The sequence below is a fragment of the Peptostreptococcus canis genome (assembly GCF_014229965.1).
Lineage (GTDB): Bacteria > Bacillota > Clostridia > Peptostreptococcales > Peptostreptococcaceae > Peptostreptococcus > Peptostreptococcus canis.
Genome location: NZ_JABGBW010000001.1, coordinates 580127 through 597347, shown reverse-complemented (window position 1 = coordinate 597347; position 17221 = coordinate 580127). Strand labels below are relative to the sequence as shown.

14 protein-coding genes and 1 riboswitch are annotated in these 17221 nt (G+C 30.1%); all 14 genes read right to left on the bottom strand.

Annotated elements, in window-relative coordinates:
- Positions 1-49: 49 nt before the first annotated feature.
- The 14 genes from HLB29_RS02810 to HLB29_RS02750 all read right to left on the bottom strand — a co-directional run bounded on the left by HLB29_RS02810 (position 50) and on the right by HLB29_RS02750 (position 17151).
- Positions 50-1987, bottom strand: a complete 1938-nt coding sequence (locus HLB29_RS02810; protein ID WP_185623605.1) for a C39 family peptidase — start codon at positions 1985-1987, stop codon at positions 50-52.
- Between the two features lie 114 nt (positions 1988-2101).
- A complete protein-coding gene (locus HLB29_RS02805) occupies positions 2102-2527 on the bottom strand; it encodes an RrF2 family transcriptional regulator (RefSeq protein ID WP_185623604.1) in 426 nt (141 codons plus the stop codon).
- Between the two features lie 188 nt (positions 2528-2715).
- Positions 2716-4026, bottom strand: a complete 1311-nt coding sequence (thiC, locus tag HLB29_RS02800) for a phosphomethylpyrimidine synthase ThiC (RefSeq protein ID WP_185623603.1) — start codon at positions 4024-4026, stop codon at positions 2716-2718.
- A gap of 64 nt (positions 4027-4090) precedes the next feature.
- Positions 4091-5551 carry a hydroxyethylthiazole kinase gene (gene thiM, locus HLB29_RS02795; protein ID WP_185623602.1) on the bottom strand — a complete coding sequence of 487 codons (1461 nt, stop codon included), beginning with the start codon at positions 5549-5551 and terminating at the stop codon, positions 4091-4093.
- 2 nt (positions 5552-5553) lie between these two features.
- Positions 5554-6381: a bifunctional hydroxymethylpyrimidine kinase/phosphomethylpyrimidine kinase gene (gene thiD / locus HLB29_RS02790; RefSeq protein ID WP_185623601.1), complete on the bottom strand. Its 828-nt coding sequence runs from the start codon at positions 6379-6381 to the stop codon at positions 5554-5556.
- A 51-nt stretch (positions 6382-6432) separates the two neighbouring features.
- Positions 6433-6538, bottom strand: a riboswitch (TPP riboswitch).
- Between the two features lie 81 nt (positions 6539-6619).
- Complete coding sequence (locus HLB29_RS02785) at positions 6620-7546, bottom strand: AEC family transporter (protein ID WP_185623600.1); 927 nt, start codon at positions 7544-7546, stop codon at positions 6620-6622.
- Positions 7547-7607: 61 nt separating this feature from the next.
- Positions 7608-9398: a heavy metal translocating P-type ATPase gene (locus HLB29_RS02780; RefSeq protein ID WP_330604362.1), complete on the bottom strand. Its 1791-nt coding sequence runs from the start codon at positions 9396-9398 to the stop codon at positions 7608-7610.
- Positions 9399-9512: 114 nt separating this feature from the next.
- Positions 9513-9773 carry a heavy metal-associated domain-containing protein gene (locus HLB29_RS09780; protein ID WP_330604361.1) on the bottom strand — a complete coding sequence of 87 codons (261 nt, stop codon included), beginning with the start codon at positions 9771-9773 and terminating at the stop codon, positions 9513-9515.
- Between the two features lie 9 nt (positions 9774-9782).
- Positions 9783-10088, bottom strand: a complete 306-nt coding sequence (locus HLB29_RS02775; RefSeq protein WP_408635102.1) for an ArsR/SmtB family transcription factor — start codon at positions 10086-10088, stop codon at positions 9783-9785.
- A 340-nt stretch (positions 10089-10428) separates the two neighbouring features.
- Positions 10429-12186 carry an ABC transporter ATP-binding protein gene (locus HLB29_RS02770; protein WP_185623598.1) on the bottom strand — a complete coding sequence of 586 codons (1758 nt, stop codon included), beginning with the start codon at positions 12184-12186 and terminating at the stop codon, positions 10429-10431.
- Between the two features lie 42 nt (positions 12187-12228).
- The gene (locus tag HLB29_RS02765) at positions 12229-13917 is read right to left on the bottom strand and encodes a phosphoenolpyruvate carboxykinase (ATP) (protein WP_185623597.1); all 1689 of its coding nucleotides are present in this window, start codon (positions 13915-13917) and stop codon (positions 12229-12231) included.
- 14 nt (positions 13918-13931) lie between these two features.
- Complete coding sequence (locus HLB29_RS02760) at positions 13932-14795, bottom strand: TatD family hydrolase (protein ID WP_185623596.1); 864 nt, start codon at positions 14793-14795, stop codon at positions 13932-13934.
- 86 nt (positions 14796-14881) lie between these two features.
- The gene (mscL, locus tag HLB29_RS02755) at positions 14882-15271 is read right to left on the bottom strand and encodes a large conductance mechanosensitive channel protein MscL (RefSeq protein WP_185623595.1); all 390 of its coding nucleotides are present in this window, start codon (positions 15269-15271) and stop codon (positions 14882-14884) included.
- 89 nt (positions 15272-15360) lie between these two features.
- Positions 15361-17151, bottom strand: coding sequence for a vWA domain-containing protein (locus HLB29_RS02750; RefSeq protein ID WP_185623594.1), 1791 nt, complete (start codon positions 17149-17151; stop codon positions 15361-15363).
- Positions 17152-17221: the final 70 nt, after the last annotated feature.

Genomic DNA, 17221 nt, shown 5'->3' with positions numbered 1-17221 from the left:
TCTGCATAACCGGTTATATAATTATCTCTCTTGACTCATATACTCTAATCTAATTTATGTCTTTAATAATACTTGGATCCTCTGATGTTCCTCTATCACCTTCATCTTCATCAGTATTACTATTAGATGATTCATTGCGATTATATCTTACATTAGGTTTCGCACCTATTTCGTTAACCGCCCATATCTTTCTTATTTCATTTTTCAATTCATCAAACGACCATGATTTATTGGTATTTATAATGCTATTAGGATCATTTATTAAAAAATCACCATTTCTGTTATAACCTTTTATAACTATTATATGCCCTCTTTCGGTGAATACTCCCGGTTTAACACTTGCAATTAATATATTACCTTCATCAATGGATTTTTTCATTTTAGCCTCTACCGGAACAACATCTTTTGATTCTAATCCAAATTTACCAAGTCCTTTTTCAAAAAGAGACCAACTAGTGAAATTATCCTTTGATAAATATCCGTTATCCTGGCTATATTGGGCTATATCGTAAGGATTTACACCAGACTCTCTATCAAAATGTCTTATTACCATAGCAAGAGAAGTCGGACCACACCCTGTAAGACCTACATATTCATTCCCATAAGACCTGTATCCCCATCTTCTGTCCCACTGCAGGAATAAAGGAACACTACCATCTACATAATAACTTGAGCTTATATTACTTGAAAGTTTTTTGTTATTATATTTTTCTCTATCTTTATAGCTATATACATAGTCAATAGTCTCAGGATTTCTTATAAGCAAATCTACCATATTATCGGGATAAGAATTTATATTCTCAATAATATAATCTAGTCTTTCAGATTCATCTACATTTAATTTAGATTTTATCGCTTCTAGTTTCTTTTTCTTATCATCTTTGGACTCAGTTTTATTTTTAGCTTTTCCATCTTTCTTCCCATCTGTAGTGACTGTGGTCTTAGGTTTATTATTTGATATTTTTTTTCTATCAGATAGTATTTTGTCAATCGCTGCAGATGCAAATAATGCAACTAACAATACTACTATTACAATTATGCCAATTTTTTTGAAATCAAACTTGGATTCGTTTTTTTCACTATTTTTTCTATATACATCTGCTCTGTAATCAGATAAACTTCTTTTCGGTATTTTTTTACCTAATATTCTGCTTTCTTTTTCATTTAATTCATGTTTCTCATTTTTTTGTGATGCTCTTTTACTTCTTTTCCTCTCATCAAAAGGTATTTTTGAATCTTGTCTCATCCTTTTAATAAGTTCTTCTATCTCACTTTCTCTTTGTCTTATTTGCTCTTCATAAGATAAGTTTTCTTTATCGAATTCATTAGTATTTTCAAAATCATAACTTTTATTTTCATTTTTTTCTGTTTTTTTATTATCATTTTTCATAGTATTTTTTGATTTATTTATTCTATCAAAATCAGAATATTCCTTATATATTTCGACATTTGATTTATCCATATTTACTCTTTTTTTAGCTTCTTCTCTAATAACCTTTGGATTATTATATATACTCTCCCCGGAGATTTCATCAAAAATAATAGTTTTATCAAAATCATCCGGCAGGTTATTTAAATCCAATTCTTTCGTACTAAAATCATTCAGCATATCATCTCTATGTGCTCTCTTTTCTCTTTTAAGCCTTTCAATACTTTCTATCCTATCAAATTCTGAATTGGATTTATGATGAATTACCGGACTTGATTTTTGTGTTGCTATTATTTTTTCATTTTTCATAGCTTGCTTTCTCTTTAAAGCATTTTGCTCAGCTTCTTCCGGCGTGACTTTCTTTATATTGTCCTTTTTGCTGTCAATCTTTTCTATGCTTTCTTCATTTTCATCTTTAGGATGTATTTTTCTTAAACTATTAGATTTATATATTTCTTGTTTATCATTTAAATCTTGAAAAATATTGGCATATTTATTATCGGTCTTTTTATTTCCCTTATAGGTATATTTTGTCTCACTTCTATTCCTTGAACTCATACCCTTCCTCCTTTTCCAGTTTAATATTTTAACTCTTTTAAATAAATAATATATAAATTTTTTCTATCTTTCATACAAAATCTCATATTTAAATATTAAAAAACAATTCTAAATTTATACTTTATTATCTCTTATGCTTTTTAATTTTTGTTCAACCATATCAAGAGTGATATTATCTAAAAGCAATGCTAATTCTTCATTGAAATAAGAAAAAAGCATATCTATATAATCTCCCATCCCGCTAGCTATTAAGCATTCTGCCTTTATATCTCCAGAACGCCACTTCGATTCAACTAAAGAAACATCTATAGCATCATATATGTCTTTCAATGTTATCTCATTACCTGGTTTAGAAATCATATATCCACCATTGATTCCTGCTTTTGTTTCAACCAATCCATGTTTCTTGCATTTTGACATTACTTTCCTTATTCTTACCGGATTTGTACAAACATTTTTAGATAACTCCTCGCTCGATTTCGAGACCATATCATGTGCCAAAAAAACTAACACATGTAAAGCTATGATAAATTCACTCATAATTATACCTTTCACATATAATATACAAATTAATAAAAATTAATCAAAAATCATTATTCAATTAATAATAACCTTTATAAGATATTATTATATCATAGGATAGCTTAAAAATGGTAAAAATAGACAAAAATAATAAAGGGGTGCTCTACTTTTTAAAGAAGAGTACCCCTAGGTAATCAAATTATTAGTTATTTATCATCTCTTAGAATATTCAAGTTTTCTCCGGACATTATTTTTTTCATAGTTCTCATTGAACACATCTTTCCGCACATCGTACAAGTATCCTGATGTTCCGGAGTGGATTCTGCCCTGTATCTTCTGGCTTTTTCTTCATCCATTGCCAGATTAAACATGGCTTCCCAGTCTATATCAGCTCTTGCTTTTGCCATTTTATTATCCCAATCCATTGCATGTGGTACTTTCTTTGCAATATCTGCAGCATGAGCTGCTATTTTAGTAGCAATAATACCTTCTTTCATATCTTCTAAATCAGGCAATCTTAAATGTTCGGCCGGAGTCACATAACATAAAAAATCAACTCCCGCAGCAGCTGCAATAGCCCCACCAATTGCAGAAGTAATATGATCATATCCCGGAGCCACATCGGTTACTATCGGACCTAAAACATAAAAAGGAGCTCCATGGCAAAGTCTCTTTTCCAGCACAACATTTGCGGCTATTTCATCAATTGCCATATGTCCAGGTCCCTCTATCATAACCTGTACGTTCTTTTCCCAAGCTCTTAATGTCAATTCTCCCAATGTAGTTAACTCTTTAATTTGACAAGCATCCGTAGAATCATTTAGACATCCTGGTCTTAACGCATCCCCCAAACTAAGAGTCAAATCGTATTCTGCACATATTTCTAATAATTCGTCGTATCTTTCATAGAATGGATTTTCTGCATTGTTTAATTCCATCCAAGCATACATCAAAGAGCCACCTCTTGATACTATATTAGTTATTCTTTTATTTCTTTTAAAAACCTCCATGGCTTCTTTATTCATTCCCGCATGTATAGTAACAAAATCTACCCCATCTTGAGCGTGTTTTCTGACAACATCCAAGAATTCATCTGAGGTAATATCTTTTAATTCCTTATCATAAAAACCTATTGCATCATACACCGGTACAGTACCAACCATTGCTGTAGACATTTTTATAAGTTTTTTTCTAAATTCTTCTGTTTTACCAAACGAACTCAAATCCATTATTGCTTCTGCTTTCATATCTATGGCTTTTTGAACTTTTTCCAATTCCTTATCTACATCCGGACAATCTCTAGATATTCCTAAATTTACATTAATCTTTGTACTTAAACCTAAGCCCACACCTTCGGCTAATAGACTAGTGTGATTTATATTTGCAGGTATTGCTACTTTACCTTCTGCTACTCTTTGCATTAAAACTTGTGGATCCATATGCTCCTTTTCAGCCACCCTTTTCATCTGATTAGTTAGAACTCCCTTTTTAGCGGCTTCCATTTGTGTCTTATACATTATTATACTACCTCCAAATTATTAATATTATTATTATTTATAAAATCGAATTATATTCGAATTATTATCTAAAATTTTTGAATTTCTCTATTATTTCTCTTGTTCTCTTCTCACAGTCATCTGCACCGAGAATATCCGATATCACACATACACCTTGTATATCTATTTCTGACAAATAACCCATATTATCATATTTTATTCCTCCAATTGCCAATATGGGAATAAATAGTTCCTCTGTCATCTTTTGTACCGTTTCCAGGCTAATAACCTTGGCGTCATCTTTTGTATCAGTTGAAAAAATTGCTCCTACACCGATATAGTCAGCTCCATTTTCTTGGGCTTCTCTTGCCTCTTCCATAGTTTTGGCGGATATACCTATTATCTTATTGTGACCAAGCAGTTTTTTAGCATGAAGTATAGGCATATCGGATTGACCCAAATGAACACCATCTGCGTCTACAGCCAAAGCAATATCTAATCTGTCATTTACCAAAAATGGAATGTTGTATCTATGGCAGATTTCTTTTAACTTACTGGCTCTTTCAAAAAATTCTTTCGTATTCATCTTCTTTTCTCTAAGTTGAACTATTTTAGTACCACCTTTTATACTTGCCTCTACGGATTCATAAAAGTCTTTTCCTTTACAGGCTTTTTCATCCGTTACTAAATACATTGAATACTTGTGTTCTATTTTTTCAATATGTATTTTCGATCTTAATCTTATTATATTTTCATCGAATTTAAATATATTGTTTATTACATTTTCTTTATATGAACAAATACCTTTGTCAATAGAATCATCTTTTAAATATGATTCATATGCCATCTCTCCGGAAAGACTCATAGCTAATATTCCCGATACAGCACTTATAAATGGATCTTTAGTAGCCCCCAAAAAACCTCCCATAAGTGAACCTATCATACATCCGGTTCCTGTAATATAAGATAAAAGATCTGACTCATTATATATTTTTGCAACTTGTTTACCATCAGTTATAATATCGATTTTTCCTGTTACTGCACATACACTTCTGTATTTATTAGAAATTTCAATAGCATATTTATATGCTTCAATACTTTCTTGGTCAGAATCTACACCTTTAGTTTTTATATCTGCACCTGCTAGTGACATAATTTCAGATGCATTTCCTTTGATAAGATTGATATGAACATTTTCCAAAAGTTTTTTTATTGATTTATTTCTGAAATCCGTGGCACCTACACCGACTGCATCCAAGACTATTGGTATATTTTTTTCATTTGCGACTTTACCGGCATTTATCATAGTCTGAAGAGATGTTTCGCTAATACCGCCAAAATTTATAACCAGACAATCTGATATTTCCGTCATCTGATGTGCCTCATCAATAGAATCCGCCATGACCGGTGATGCCCCTATTGCAAGTGCTACATTTGCACAATCATTAATTGTCACATAATTTGTAATTTGCTCAATAAGCGGTTTATTTTCTTTTACTAATCTGCCTGCCTCGCATATTTTTTCTATAAGTCTTTTATTATCCATAATTAAACCTCCATACCGAGTTTCTTGTAAATTTCTCCCATTGGATTAGTAGGACCGCAACCTCTGCCTATATCCAATGAATTGCTGATAGCATTCGAAATAAATTCTTTAGCATTGCCTACTGCAACCTCTACATCGTATCCCAACGCCAAATTGGCTGCAATTGCAGATGAAAGAGTACAGCCTGTACCATGAGTATTTTTTGTGTCTATTCTTCTATCATCATACAAAATAACTTTTTTATCTTTCGTGACTAGTACATCACATGGGTTAGATTTTAAATGACCGCCTTTTATCAAGATATTGTTTCCCATAAACTCAGAAATAATTTTTCCGGCTTTTATCATTCTTTCTATAGAATCCAATTCTTCAATATCACATTTGCCAATTTCATTCAAAATACACTGTGTTTCCGATAAATTAGGAGTCAATACATCAGCTAATGGCATCAATTTATGTATTAACAGGTGTTTTGCTTTTGTGTTTACTAAATCAAATCCGGATGTAGAAACCATTACGGGATCCAAAACTATATTTTTAGGATTGTAAAATTTAAACATATCATAAACGGCTTCTATAATATCGATTTCTGAAAGCATACCTATTTTTACCGAATCTACTTCTATATCCTCAAAAAGAGATCTTATTTGCGCTTTTACCATTTGTGGAGATATACTTTCTACACTGCTTACTCCCAAAGTATTCTGCGCGGTTACAGCGGTAATTACACTCATTCCGTACACACCATGCGCGGCAAAAGTCTTTAAATCAGTTTGTATTCCCGCTCCGCCACTAGAATCAGATCCGGCTATTGTAATTGACTTTTTCATGACACCTCCGAAATAAAAAATAAATTAAAAAAGCATATACCTAAGTATATGCTTGCGTTTTTTCATATTTCCTACGCTGGCATTACCCAGATCAGGTTAAAAGGTCAAGGCTCACATCCTTTTCTCAGCCGATTTATCAGCTCCCTAAAAAATATTAATTTTTCCACATTTTTATATTATCACAATTATTTTTCTATTTCAAGTTATTAATTTCCTAAAACAATTTAATATTTACATTTTATAATAATCCAGCGAAAATCGGTACTGACAATACACTTACTACGGTAGTAATAAAGACACATTTCGATGAAAATTCCGCACTTGTATTATATCTCTCAGCCATTATCGTTGTAAAAGCCGGGCTTGGAAGTACGGCTGTGTAAAACAGTACAGCCAACGGTAAATTTGTATCTATATCTATATTCATCATCTTGAAACCTATCAAAATAATAATTGGAAATACAATCATTCTAAAAAATGTCAGTCTATAGGCTTCCTTGTCTGTAAACATATTTTTTACATCATATCTGGACAAAGACAGACCAACTACCATCATCGAAAGTGGTACGGTTAAATTGGAAACGTAATTTAATAGTGTATTAACAGATTCCGGAACTTTAATCTGAGTTACAAATAATATCATACCAATAACTACTGCAAAATTCTGCTTTGTAAATATAATATTTCTTAATCTCACCCTTTCGCTTAGATTATAATTCATAGTAATCAATTTAACTCCCAGTGAGAATATTAGCACATTCTGTACGATATTCCCCATTGCCATAATGAATAATCCATCTTTTCCATATAAAGCAAACATAAGCGGGTATCCTATGAAGCCGTTATTTGAAAATACAGTGGCAAAAATCCAACTTCCCCTCTTTTTTTCGTCTACTTTCATTATTTTTGTTATAAAATATGAAATTCCCGTCATAGCTAAGTGATATATCAATACAGCTATCACAACTCTTATAGTATCCGTAATTAGTTTTTCACTAAACGGTCTTATCATTGAAACAATTATTGTACATGGAATACTCACATCAATTAATATGTTTGTGATATCGTTAATAGAAGAATGAGCAACTATTTTTTTAGCTCCCATATAATACCCTACAAACAATAACATAAATAATATCAGTACATTTGTAAAAACTACTTGCAATGGTGATTCTCCTCTCTTTTAAATTCACATTGCTTAGTATAACATAAAAAAAATAATATATCTACTTATATTTTAACACTCTTAAAGAATTTAATACAGCCAGCAGAGCAACTCCTACATCAGAAAATATAGCTACCCACATATTTGTAAGACCAAGTGCACTAAGTGCTAAAACCACAATTTTCACACTTAAAGCAAATACTATATTCTGCCAAACTATTTTACCTGTATGTCTAGCTATGCGTACTGAAAGAGGCAATTTTGAAATTTCATCAGTCATAAATACAACATCAGAAGCCTCAATAGCAGCATCTGAACCCATACCTCCCATAGATATTCCTACATCTGCTCTCGCAATAACAGGTGCATCATTTATTCCATCACCTATAAAAGCAACTTTTGTATTTCTATTTTTTTTGGACATTATTCTTTCCAAAATATCTACTTTATCATTTGGCAATAAATTAGAGTAATAAGTATCAATTCCTACTAATTTAGAAATTTCTTTTGCAACCGGTTCGGAATCACCAGTTAACATAACTATCTCTTTTATTCCAATTTCTTTCATATTGCTAATGGTATCTTTCATTCCTTCTTTTAATTCATCTGATATCTCTATACAACCATAATAAGTCTTATTAACTGCTATATGAACTTTTGTCGATGCATTATTTCTTTCTATGTACTGAATATTGAAATTCTCCATCATTCTCTTATTTCCTGCAAGCATTTCTACTCCATCATATAACATTTTAATTCCGTTTGAAGGAATCTCTTCGTACTTCTCTATTTTACCGTCCTCTACATCTATATTTGATATACATTTATTTTTGCAATATTCGAGTATAGATAGTGCAATTGGATGAGTTGACCTAGCTTCAGATATACACGCATATCTTAATATATCTTCAGCATTTGAAACTTCACTAGATAATACTACATCACTTACTTCAAAAATACCTTTTGTAATAGTACCAGTTTTATCCATAACCACAGTATCTACATATTTTAATGCCTCTAAGTAATTACTTCCCTTTACGAGGATACCGTTTCTGGAACACACACCTATTCCAGAAAAATAACTAAGCGGAATAGAAAGTACAAGTGCGCATGGGCAAGATACTACTAGAAAAATTAAACCTCTATAGAGCCATTTTCCCACGGGTTCGCCTAATAAAACAGGGGGTATAAATGATAGTGCCAATGCAAGTATAACTACAATAGGTGTATAATATTTTGCAAAAACAGTTATAAAATTCTCTGTCTTAGATTTTTTGGAAGTTGCATTTTCAACCATATCTAAAATTTTAGAAACAGTTGAATCTTTCATTGTCTTTAAAACTTCCATAGTTATAACTGATTTCTGATTGATAACTCCCGATAGTATTTGATCACCAACCTTACTACTTCTATATACAGATTCACCTGTTATAGCAGATGTATCAAATAAACTTTCCCCTTTTATTATTTTACCGTCTAAAGGCACTTTTTCACCGACTTTTACAACAAGTTTATCACCAATTTTAACTGTATTTGGATCCACCTCTACTATCTCATTTCCCACTATTAAATTTGCAATTTCAGGCTTTATATTCATCAGAGCTTCTATATTCTTTCTTGATTTTGCCAATGCCTTTGATTCCAAATATTCTCCTATTCCATAAAACAGCATTACTCCTACTGCTTCCGGATATTCTCCAATAGCAATTGCACCTATTGTAGCTATAGTCATCAAAAAGTTTTCATCTAACAAACTACCCTTCACTAAATTTCTTATAGCATTAAAAAGTACATTATATCCTACCAAAAAATATGCTATCATCATTAGTAAAATACTAAATACTTCAGACAATCCGAAATGTTTTCCAAGTATACCTAATATATACAATATTCCGGATATAATTATAAATTTTAGTTTATTATTTTTATTCCCACGTTCCTCATGGGTATCATTTATTTCTAAACCTCAGCCACAATCTTGAGTATTATTTTTTTTATCATCAATTATTGTTATTTCCAATCCGGGTTCAGTATTATCAATTATATTTGTCACTTTGTCTACTACATCATCTATTTTATTACCTTCTGTAATTTGTAGTGTAATTTTTTTATTGACAAAATTCAATGTAGCTGAATCAATTTCTTCCATTTTATTAACTTTTTCTTCAATCTTGCTTGCACAATGAGCACAATTGAGTCCTTTCAAAATCATCTCAATTTTTGACATAAAAACCTCCTAGTAATACATTTCTTTGATATGAGTCAGTCCACAATCAAATATTGTATTTATATGTTCATCATCAAGAGAATAATACACTGTTTTCCCTTCTTTTCTGAATTTAACTAATCTGGCTCTTTTCAAAACTCTTAACTGATGTGAAATAGCCGACTGAGTCATTCCTAGAAATTCCGCAATGTCACAAACACACATTTCATTTTCAGATATAGCATATATTATTTTTATTCTTGTAGCATCTCCTAAAACTTTGAATAACTCTGATAAATCTTCCAGCATTTCTGATGATGGGAGATTTTCTTTCATCTTATCAACTAATTTTTCATTTATACAATCTGATTCACAAACCTCTATTTTATCATCCGTTAAACATTTAGTTTTATTAAAATCCAAATTATCAACCATAAATATCCTCCTCTTTCAACATATGAATACATGTTCATATGTTTATATATTTGTATTATACACTTTTTTAATATATTTGTAAAGATTTTTGTAAAAAAATAAAGAGTTATTTCCAACAAAATGTTGAAAATAGCTCTTTAAACATTATTAATGTATTTTCTTATATTTTATTACTATTAACTTCTGCTATAATTTTCCCCATTATAAATCTATTTCAAGTATTTTTCTATACAATTCTTATTTATTCAGAAAAAATAGTGTTATTTCCCGCTTTGGTATACAGATCATAATAATAGTTTCGTCTTTCCATAAGTTCTTGATGATTGCCTCTTTCAACAATACCATCCTGAGTCATGACTATTATCATATCTGCATTTTGAATAGTAGTAAGTCTGTGGGCAATTGTAATGGTAGTTCTTCCTTTTGATAGCATTTCTAATGAAGATTGAACTATTGCCTCACTGTTATTATCAAGCGCTGAAGTAGCTTCATCTAGTATCAATATCGGAGGGTTCTTCAAGAAAACTCTGGCTATAGATATTCTCTGTTTTTGTCCACCTGATAATTTAACACCACGTTCACCTACATAAGTATCAAACCCATTGTCTAATTCCATAATGAAATCATATGCCCCGGCAAGTTTTGCTGCTTCTATTATCTCTTCTTCACCAGCTTCAGGTTTTCCATATCCAATATTTTCTCTAATTGTCCCTGAAAAAAGATATACGTCCTGCTGTACTATTCCTATATTGTTTCTCAATGATTTAAGGCTAAAATCTCTGATATCTGTTCCATCCAGATAAATTCCGCCTTCAGAAACATCATAAAACCTCGGTATTAAAGCACAAACTGTGGTTTTACCACTTCCCGATGGACCTACCAGCGCAATATTTTGCCCCTTTTTAATAGATAAATTAAAATCATCTAACACTTTTTCTAAACCTTCTTTATATCTAAATGAAACATTTCTAAATTCTATTTCACCTTTGACATCCTTAAGTTCAATAGCATTTTCTTTATCAGTTATTTCCGGTTTTATAGAGATAATTTCATTAAATCTTTCTATGCCGGTCATACCTTTTTGAAACTGTTCAGTAAACTCTATAATTCTTTTAACTGTTGCAAGAAGAGCTGTTACGTACATAACATAAGCAACCATATCTCCCGGTTCAAGCTTATTTTTTACTATTAAAAGTCCACCGAAAACAATTACAATTAAATACATAATACCGTCAATTGCTCTATTGACAGTACTAAAACCTGCCATTGACTTATAAAAAACTTTCTTTATAGAAAGAAATTTATTATTATCTTTTTGGAATTTTTCAAGTTCTATATCTTCATTTGCAAAACTTTTGACTACTCTTACACCTAAAAGACTATCCTCTATACTTGAATTTAAATCTCCGACATGAGCTCTTTGCTTCTTTGCAGCCTTTCTCATCTTATTTCTAAATTTGCTTGAACTTATAAACATTATAGGTATCATTATAAATATTGCAACAGTTAATTCAACATTTATATTTACCAATATAATAAACGAAACTATAAGCTTTATGGCACCAATAAAATATTCTTCCGGACAATGATGTGAAAATTCAGTTATATCAAATAAATCATTTGTCATTCTTGACATTATTTGTCCAACTTTTGTCTCATTATAGAAATTATCGGATAATGTTTGAAGATGCGTATAAACGTCTCTTCTCATATCTGTTTCAATCTTTGCTCCCATTATATGACCTATTGAGGCCATGTAATAAACCGCCACCAATTCTATAATTTTAATTACCACAAATAAAATTGACAATCTGGTTATTAATTCAAGTGTAAGAGATGTTCTATCCACTATACCTAAATTCGTTATATGCCTTAAAATTAGTGGTAATATCATTTCTGATGCAGTCGTCAATGCAGCACACAGTAAATCTAAAAATAATATATTTTTGTATTTTTTAAAATATGGTATTACACTTTTAATTAATTGTATATTTGTCATAAATCACACTTCCGTGCATTCATCTCCTTCCATTATATATAACTATTTATACAGCTCCTCCAATAACTGACGAGCTGAACTCTTTATACCTTCTCCCGTATTACTTACACCTAATTGTGTATATATCTGACCTACTTTTGTATTTGTGGCAAACAATGTTTCAAATATATTGTCTATCAATGGATTTGTTTCGCCCTGTTTCTGCTCGGGTCCAAACGGATTTGCAAAATATGTAGTGCTAATTCCCTTTTCATCTGTAGTTCCAAGAGCTTTTCTCTTTCCTTCAACAAATACAGGTCTTGCTTCTTGTGCATCTTTAAAATAATATACTCCAATTTCTTCATCGTAGTTATTAGCATATAAAAACATATCAACTTTTACACCCTTAATTATATCTTTATATGTTGATACAGGTATTACTACCCTTGCATTTGTAGTTTCAGGATTGAAGAAAATACTTCTGTCCATGTCCCTATAAGCAGCGCCGCTTTCAAGATCATCAAGTCTCACAAAAGCTCCTATTTCAGTACCTTTCGCATATACTTCTCCATTTTCAACATAAAAACTCCCCATATCATCAAATACTATATCCATATCTCTTATTCTATCCTCAGAAATCATTCTCAAAGCTTCTATAGTTTCTGATTTTCCGGCGCCTGAATCACCTAAAAAAGCAATATTTTTTATACTTCCATCGGTTAAGGTGATACTTACCATTGCACCATGTATAGGTAGATTTCCTTTTGATAGCATAGATACGTTATGAAGAGTCAAGCAAGTTTTTTTGATATACCCAAAATACTCCGCTTTTTTATCATAAGCTACTTGACCTACATAAATATCATTTTCTTGATCATAATAGAATTTGCATCCTTCGTTAACTGTAGTCATACCAAACAGACAAATTAAATCAGGTTTCTTGTACCTTATTTCGTCTTCAGTTGCCATTTCAAATAAATTAGCAAGCGATACTCCACTAGTTATAAAATCTTTATGAAAATATATAAACGCCAAACTTTCTCCTATTTTCGCCGGATAACAAAACCAATTTTCAGGGCTTTCATTAAACTCTTTAATAGGATTCTCAAACATTTCATCAAAAGTTCCTTCTCTCTTATTTGACGCAGGATGAATTAATAAAGGAGAACGAAGCATTATTGTATTAATAAATGGTATAGCGGCAAGCTTTCTATATGTATCACCTGATTGCCACTCTAGATGGTTTAATAATACACATGCATTTGACCCTGGATTAAGTTGTCTATAAACTTGATTTGCATGCCCCTGAACTTTTTCTCCAATTGTTCTATAAAAACTTAAAACTAAATTATTAAAATGATTATCTATATCCATAAATCTTTTGGAAGTAAGTACACTATTATTCAATTCAATTATCCCAAATTTTAATCTACTTCTAAAGAAAGTGTATATGTCTTCAAAAGTCTTTAAAAATAGGTTTCTATCTTCTAGATATTCATCCACTATTTCCTCTACATTAAAAATCAATAATTTTTTTAGACAAGCAATAAAATCATTTGCAGCCTGATAATTAGTCTTATTTTTTAGTATATATTTTGCAATTTTACCATTTCTTTTCTTAATTATAGAAATATAACTTGCCAATACTTCTTCCATTTCCTTGCTACTAACCAGCTCAAAAATATCTTTGAAATATGTTTCTTTATAGTTAATTATTATCGGAGAATTACTCCCCTCGCTGTAATTTACCATTCTATCACTCCTAACTAAAGACCTTTTAATAGTCTTTCTGAATTTTTTATAATATTTGAATAAATATATTCAAATGTTTCGGATCTTAAATTTGCAATTTCTTCAATTACATTAATTAAAATACCTCTGAGTTCTTTATGATTAAACTTTCTTTTAAAAAGCCACTCTAGTGCATCCACTCCATCTGTTTCAATTAAAATTCTATCCACTGAAACACCTTTAGCAAGTTTTCTAATATTATTATCCTCAAAAATTGCAGGTCCAAAAGTAAAATAACATCCTAAATCTATAAATTCTTCATTAAAATTATTACAACTATACCAATGAACAATATATGTTAAATCAAAATTTGAAATAATATTAAATATATCCTTCTCCATTCCTTTTGTGTGTAATACAATAGGCATATTTAGTTTTTTCCCAATTTCTAATGATTTTAAAAATTTTTTTTTCTGAGTATTTTTATCAATTTCACACCAAGAGCCATCCATTCCTATTTCTCCAATTAAATTAGATTTTTTCAGCAATAACTCATAGTCTTGACCATATTTTTTATCAAACTTATCAGAATCAAACGGATGCACGCCGGTACTTAAAAATAAACTCCCACAATTCTCATTTATTTTTAATAAATTTTCACCGTATTTACTTTTTTTCGACTTATTAATAAACTTATTTTCATTTGAATCCAAGTTATCCAACAGACTCTCAAAACACATTCTTTCATAGAAGGATTCTATTTTTAGAAATTCCTCTTTACTTCTAATATTTATTACGGGGATAATATTTTGATTATAATATGATATAAATTCTTGATAATCGCCTATGTGAGTATGAAAATCATATAAAATATTTTCTTTACTTAAAAATTTATTCATTTTAGTTCTCCATTTTTATACAAGTATACCCCACCAATTATTGGCAGGGCATAGCTAAAAAAGTATAATAATATTTTACCACATTATTATTTTTTTGCAAGTAAGTCTCTTATCTCTGTCAATAAAGCGATATTTGGATCAACAGTTGCTTCTTCTGCTGCCTCTTCTTGTTTTCTAACTTTATTGAAAGCAGTATTTATTAATTTCACAAAGACGAATATACAAAATGCTATAACTATAAAGTTTATTATAGCCTGTAAAAATGCTCCATATTGTAAAGAGACACCTTTTACTGTTAAAGCCATTTTGGAAATATCAATTCCTCCAATAGCTATTCCAACTAAAGGCATTATAATCTTTTCTACTAATGCAGTGATAATTGCACCAAATGCAGTTCCCATTACAACACCGACTGCCAAATCAAGAACATTCCCCTTCATAGCAAATTCTTTAAATTCATTTATAAATCCCTTCATAATACACACCTCCAAATATGTTATTCTATAAATTATAACACAAAATGCAATGTTTTTATTTATTTTTTTAAATCATATTAAAATATTGATTAAAATACAACTTGAGTAATAAAAAAACCAATTATATGTGAAAATCGTTCTATATTTTTTATATAAGCAAAGTCTTTGCCATATATTTTCTTTTCAATTTCTAAATCTTCGTCTTCACCTGTAAATATTCCCAGAACATATTTATCTCTTAGTTTCGCATTAAAAATCTCCTGTGCCGTATCCTTAACCGCAACTTCGTCTTCATAATCTTGCCCCTCAACATTCAAAAGCCCAGTTATTCCTAAATTAATTTTATCATTGGGTTTACCATCGCTTAAAACTATCAATACTTTATTTTCTTTTTCCAACAAATCCATTTGACGAGAAATCAATTTAATAGCTAAACCGTCCCTATTGCTTCCCGCTATTTTATAATTAAATAATCTGTTATTATAAGCTCTTGGATCATTATAATCTCTATATTGGGTAAGAACTAAATAATTAAAAAAATTACAAAAACCCGTAACTCTTGTAGGAATATTTAAAGAAGTAAGAGCCTCCGCAATTATAAAAGCCTGAGATGAAACATATTCCTCTCTTTCCATTTGGGAAGATGAAGCATCTAGCAAAATATCCACAGAAATTGATCCAATTTCATTTTGATTATTTTTTATAAAAATTTTATCGTCGTTTAAATATTTGCTTTTCCAAATTTTAGATGGTATAAGTTTACCATTATTAGTAAATTCAAATTCATCTTCTTCGTCTAAAAGCAGCTTTTTACCTAATATTTCTCTTAATTCATTTATCGATCTTCTAAATAAAAGTTCATTCTCTTTATAATACTCCAAATTTTTTTCTCTCTGTATATTTATGGCATTCGAATAAAATTTATCGTGCTTACCACTTATAAACTTTCCCTCGGTAAAATGAATCTTTATACCGTTATGTATACCTGTACATATTTCTTTTTCCAAACCATTTGTATAATAATCAGGAAATATTGATTCTCCAAATCTGGTTTCTATCATACTTTTAATTTTTTGATTAGAACTTAACTTTTGCCTAGCTTTATTATCATTAATTCTTTCATCAACAATTTTTTCATCTTCTGATATATTCTTAGTAAATTCAGCTGATTCAATACTAAAGTCTCCTATCAAATCACTATGTTTCATATCCCTAACATGTTTTTTCCTCATAGAAAAATTCAATCTTGTTCTATCAAATTCTTTGTTATTGTCTATTTTGTTATTGTTATTTTCTTTATCACCGGATTTTAAATAACTTTCATAATTTGCATTCTTCAAATTACTTCTATAATTTGCATAAAAATATTTCAAAAAAACTGCGTTAAGATCATTAATTAGAGTATCAATATCTTTAATCCCTCTTTTATACCTGAGTGTATTTACCAAATCTTCCGTAACATTTCTACATTTAACAAAGTTACCTTTTATTCTGGATACATATACATATTCTAATTCCTGTTCAACACTTAATTCAGTCTTTTTTTCATATTTTTTTATAACTTTATCATAAAATTTATTTCTATAATCTGATACACCCGGTCTGTCTTTTATAACCTCTGCACCAAAACAATCATCTAAATACAATTCCACCATTTTTAGAAATTCATTCTTTAACTTGGTCTTTTGCAAATGAATAGACAAATACTCAAATAATTTTTCCATATCAAGCACTTTATAAAGATATCCCAACAAAGCCATTCTATAATAGTCCATCTCAAAATCATTATATGAATCAAATAAATTAATAACCGGAATATAAGAATAGTCCTCTGATGTTGTCCAGACTATATTTTCTTTTCTTAGTTTTGAATCTTCCATTTTTGTACTCACTTTTCCAAATTAAAAACCATTTTAAATTTATTATGATTTAAAATTTAATTATATTACT

What these genes read in the sequence shown, in the direction of transcription:
- HLB29_RS02810 (WP_185623605.1), bottom strand. Translation starts at nt 1,987, where the DNA reads ATGAGTTCAAGGAATAGAAGTGAGACAAAATATACCTATAAGGGAAAT.
- HLB29_RS02805 (WP_185623604.1), bottom strand. Translation starts at nt 2,527, where the DNA reads ATGAGTGAATTTATCATAGCTTTACATGTGTTAGTTTTTTTGGCACAT.
- thiC (WP_185623603.1), bottom strand. Translation starts at nt 4,026, where the DNA reads ATGTATAAGACACAAATGGAAGCCGCTAAAAAGGGAGTTCTAACTAAT.
- thiM (WP_185623602.1), bottom strand. Translation starts at nt 5,551, where the DNA reads ATGGATAATAAAAGACTTATAGAAAAAATATGCGAGGCAGGCAGATTA.
- thiD (WP_185623601.1), bottom strand. Translation starts at nt 6,381, where the DNA reads ATGAAAAAGTCAATTACAATAGCCGGATCTGATTCTAGTGGCGGAGCG.
- HLB29_RS09780 (WP_330604361.1), bottom strand. Translation starts at nt 9,773, where the DNA reads ATGTCAAAAATTGAGATGATTTTGAAAGGACTCAATTGTGCTCATTGT.
- HLB29_RS02775 (WP_408635102.1), bottom strand. Translation starts at nt 10,088, where the DNA reads ATGAAAGAAAATCTCCCATCATCAGAAATGCTGGAAGATTTATCAGAG.
- HLB29_RS02770 (WP_185623598.1), bottom strand. Translation starts at nt 12,186, where the DNA reads ATGACAAATATACAATTAATTAAAAGTGTAATACCATATTTTAAAAAA.
- HLB29_RS02765 (WP_185623597.1), bottom strand. Translation starts at nt 13,917, where the DNA reads ATGGTAAATTACAGCGAGGGGAGTAATTCTCCGATAATAATTAACTAT.
- HLB29_RS02760 (WP_185623596.1), bottom strand. Translation starts at nt 14,795, where the DNA reads ATGAATAAATTTTTAAGTAAAGAAAATATTTTATATGATTTTCATACT.
- mscL (WP_185623595.1), bottom strand. Translation starts at nt 15,271, where the DNA reads ATGAAGGGATTTATAAATGAATTTAAAGAATTTGCTATGAAGGGGAAT.
- HLB29_RS02750 (WP_185623594.1), bottom strand. Translation starts at nt 17,151, where the DNA reads ATGGAAGATTCAAAACTAAGAAAAGAAAATATAGTCTGGACAACATCA.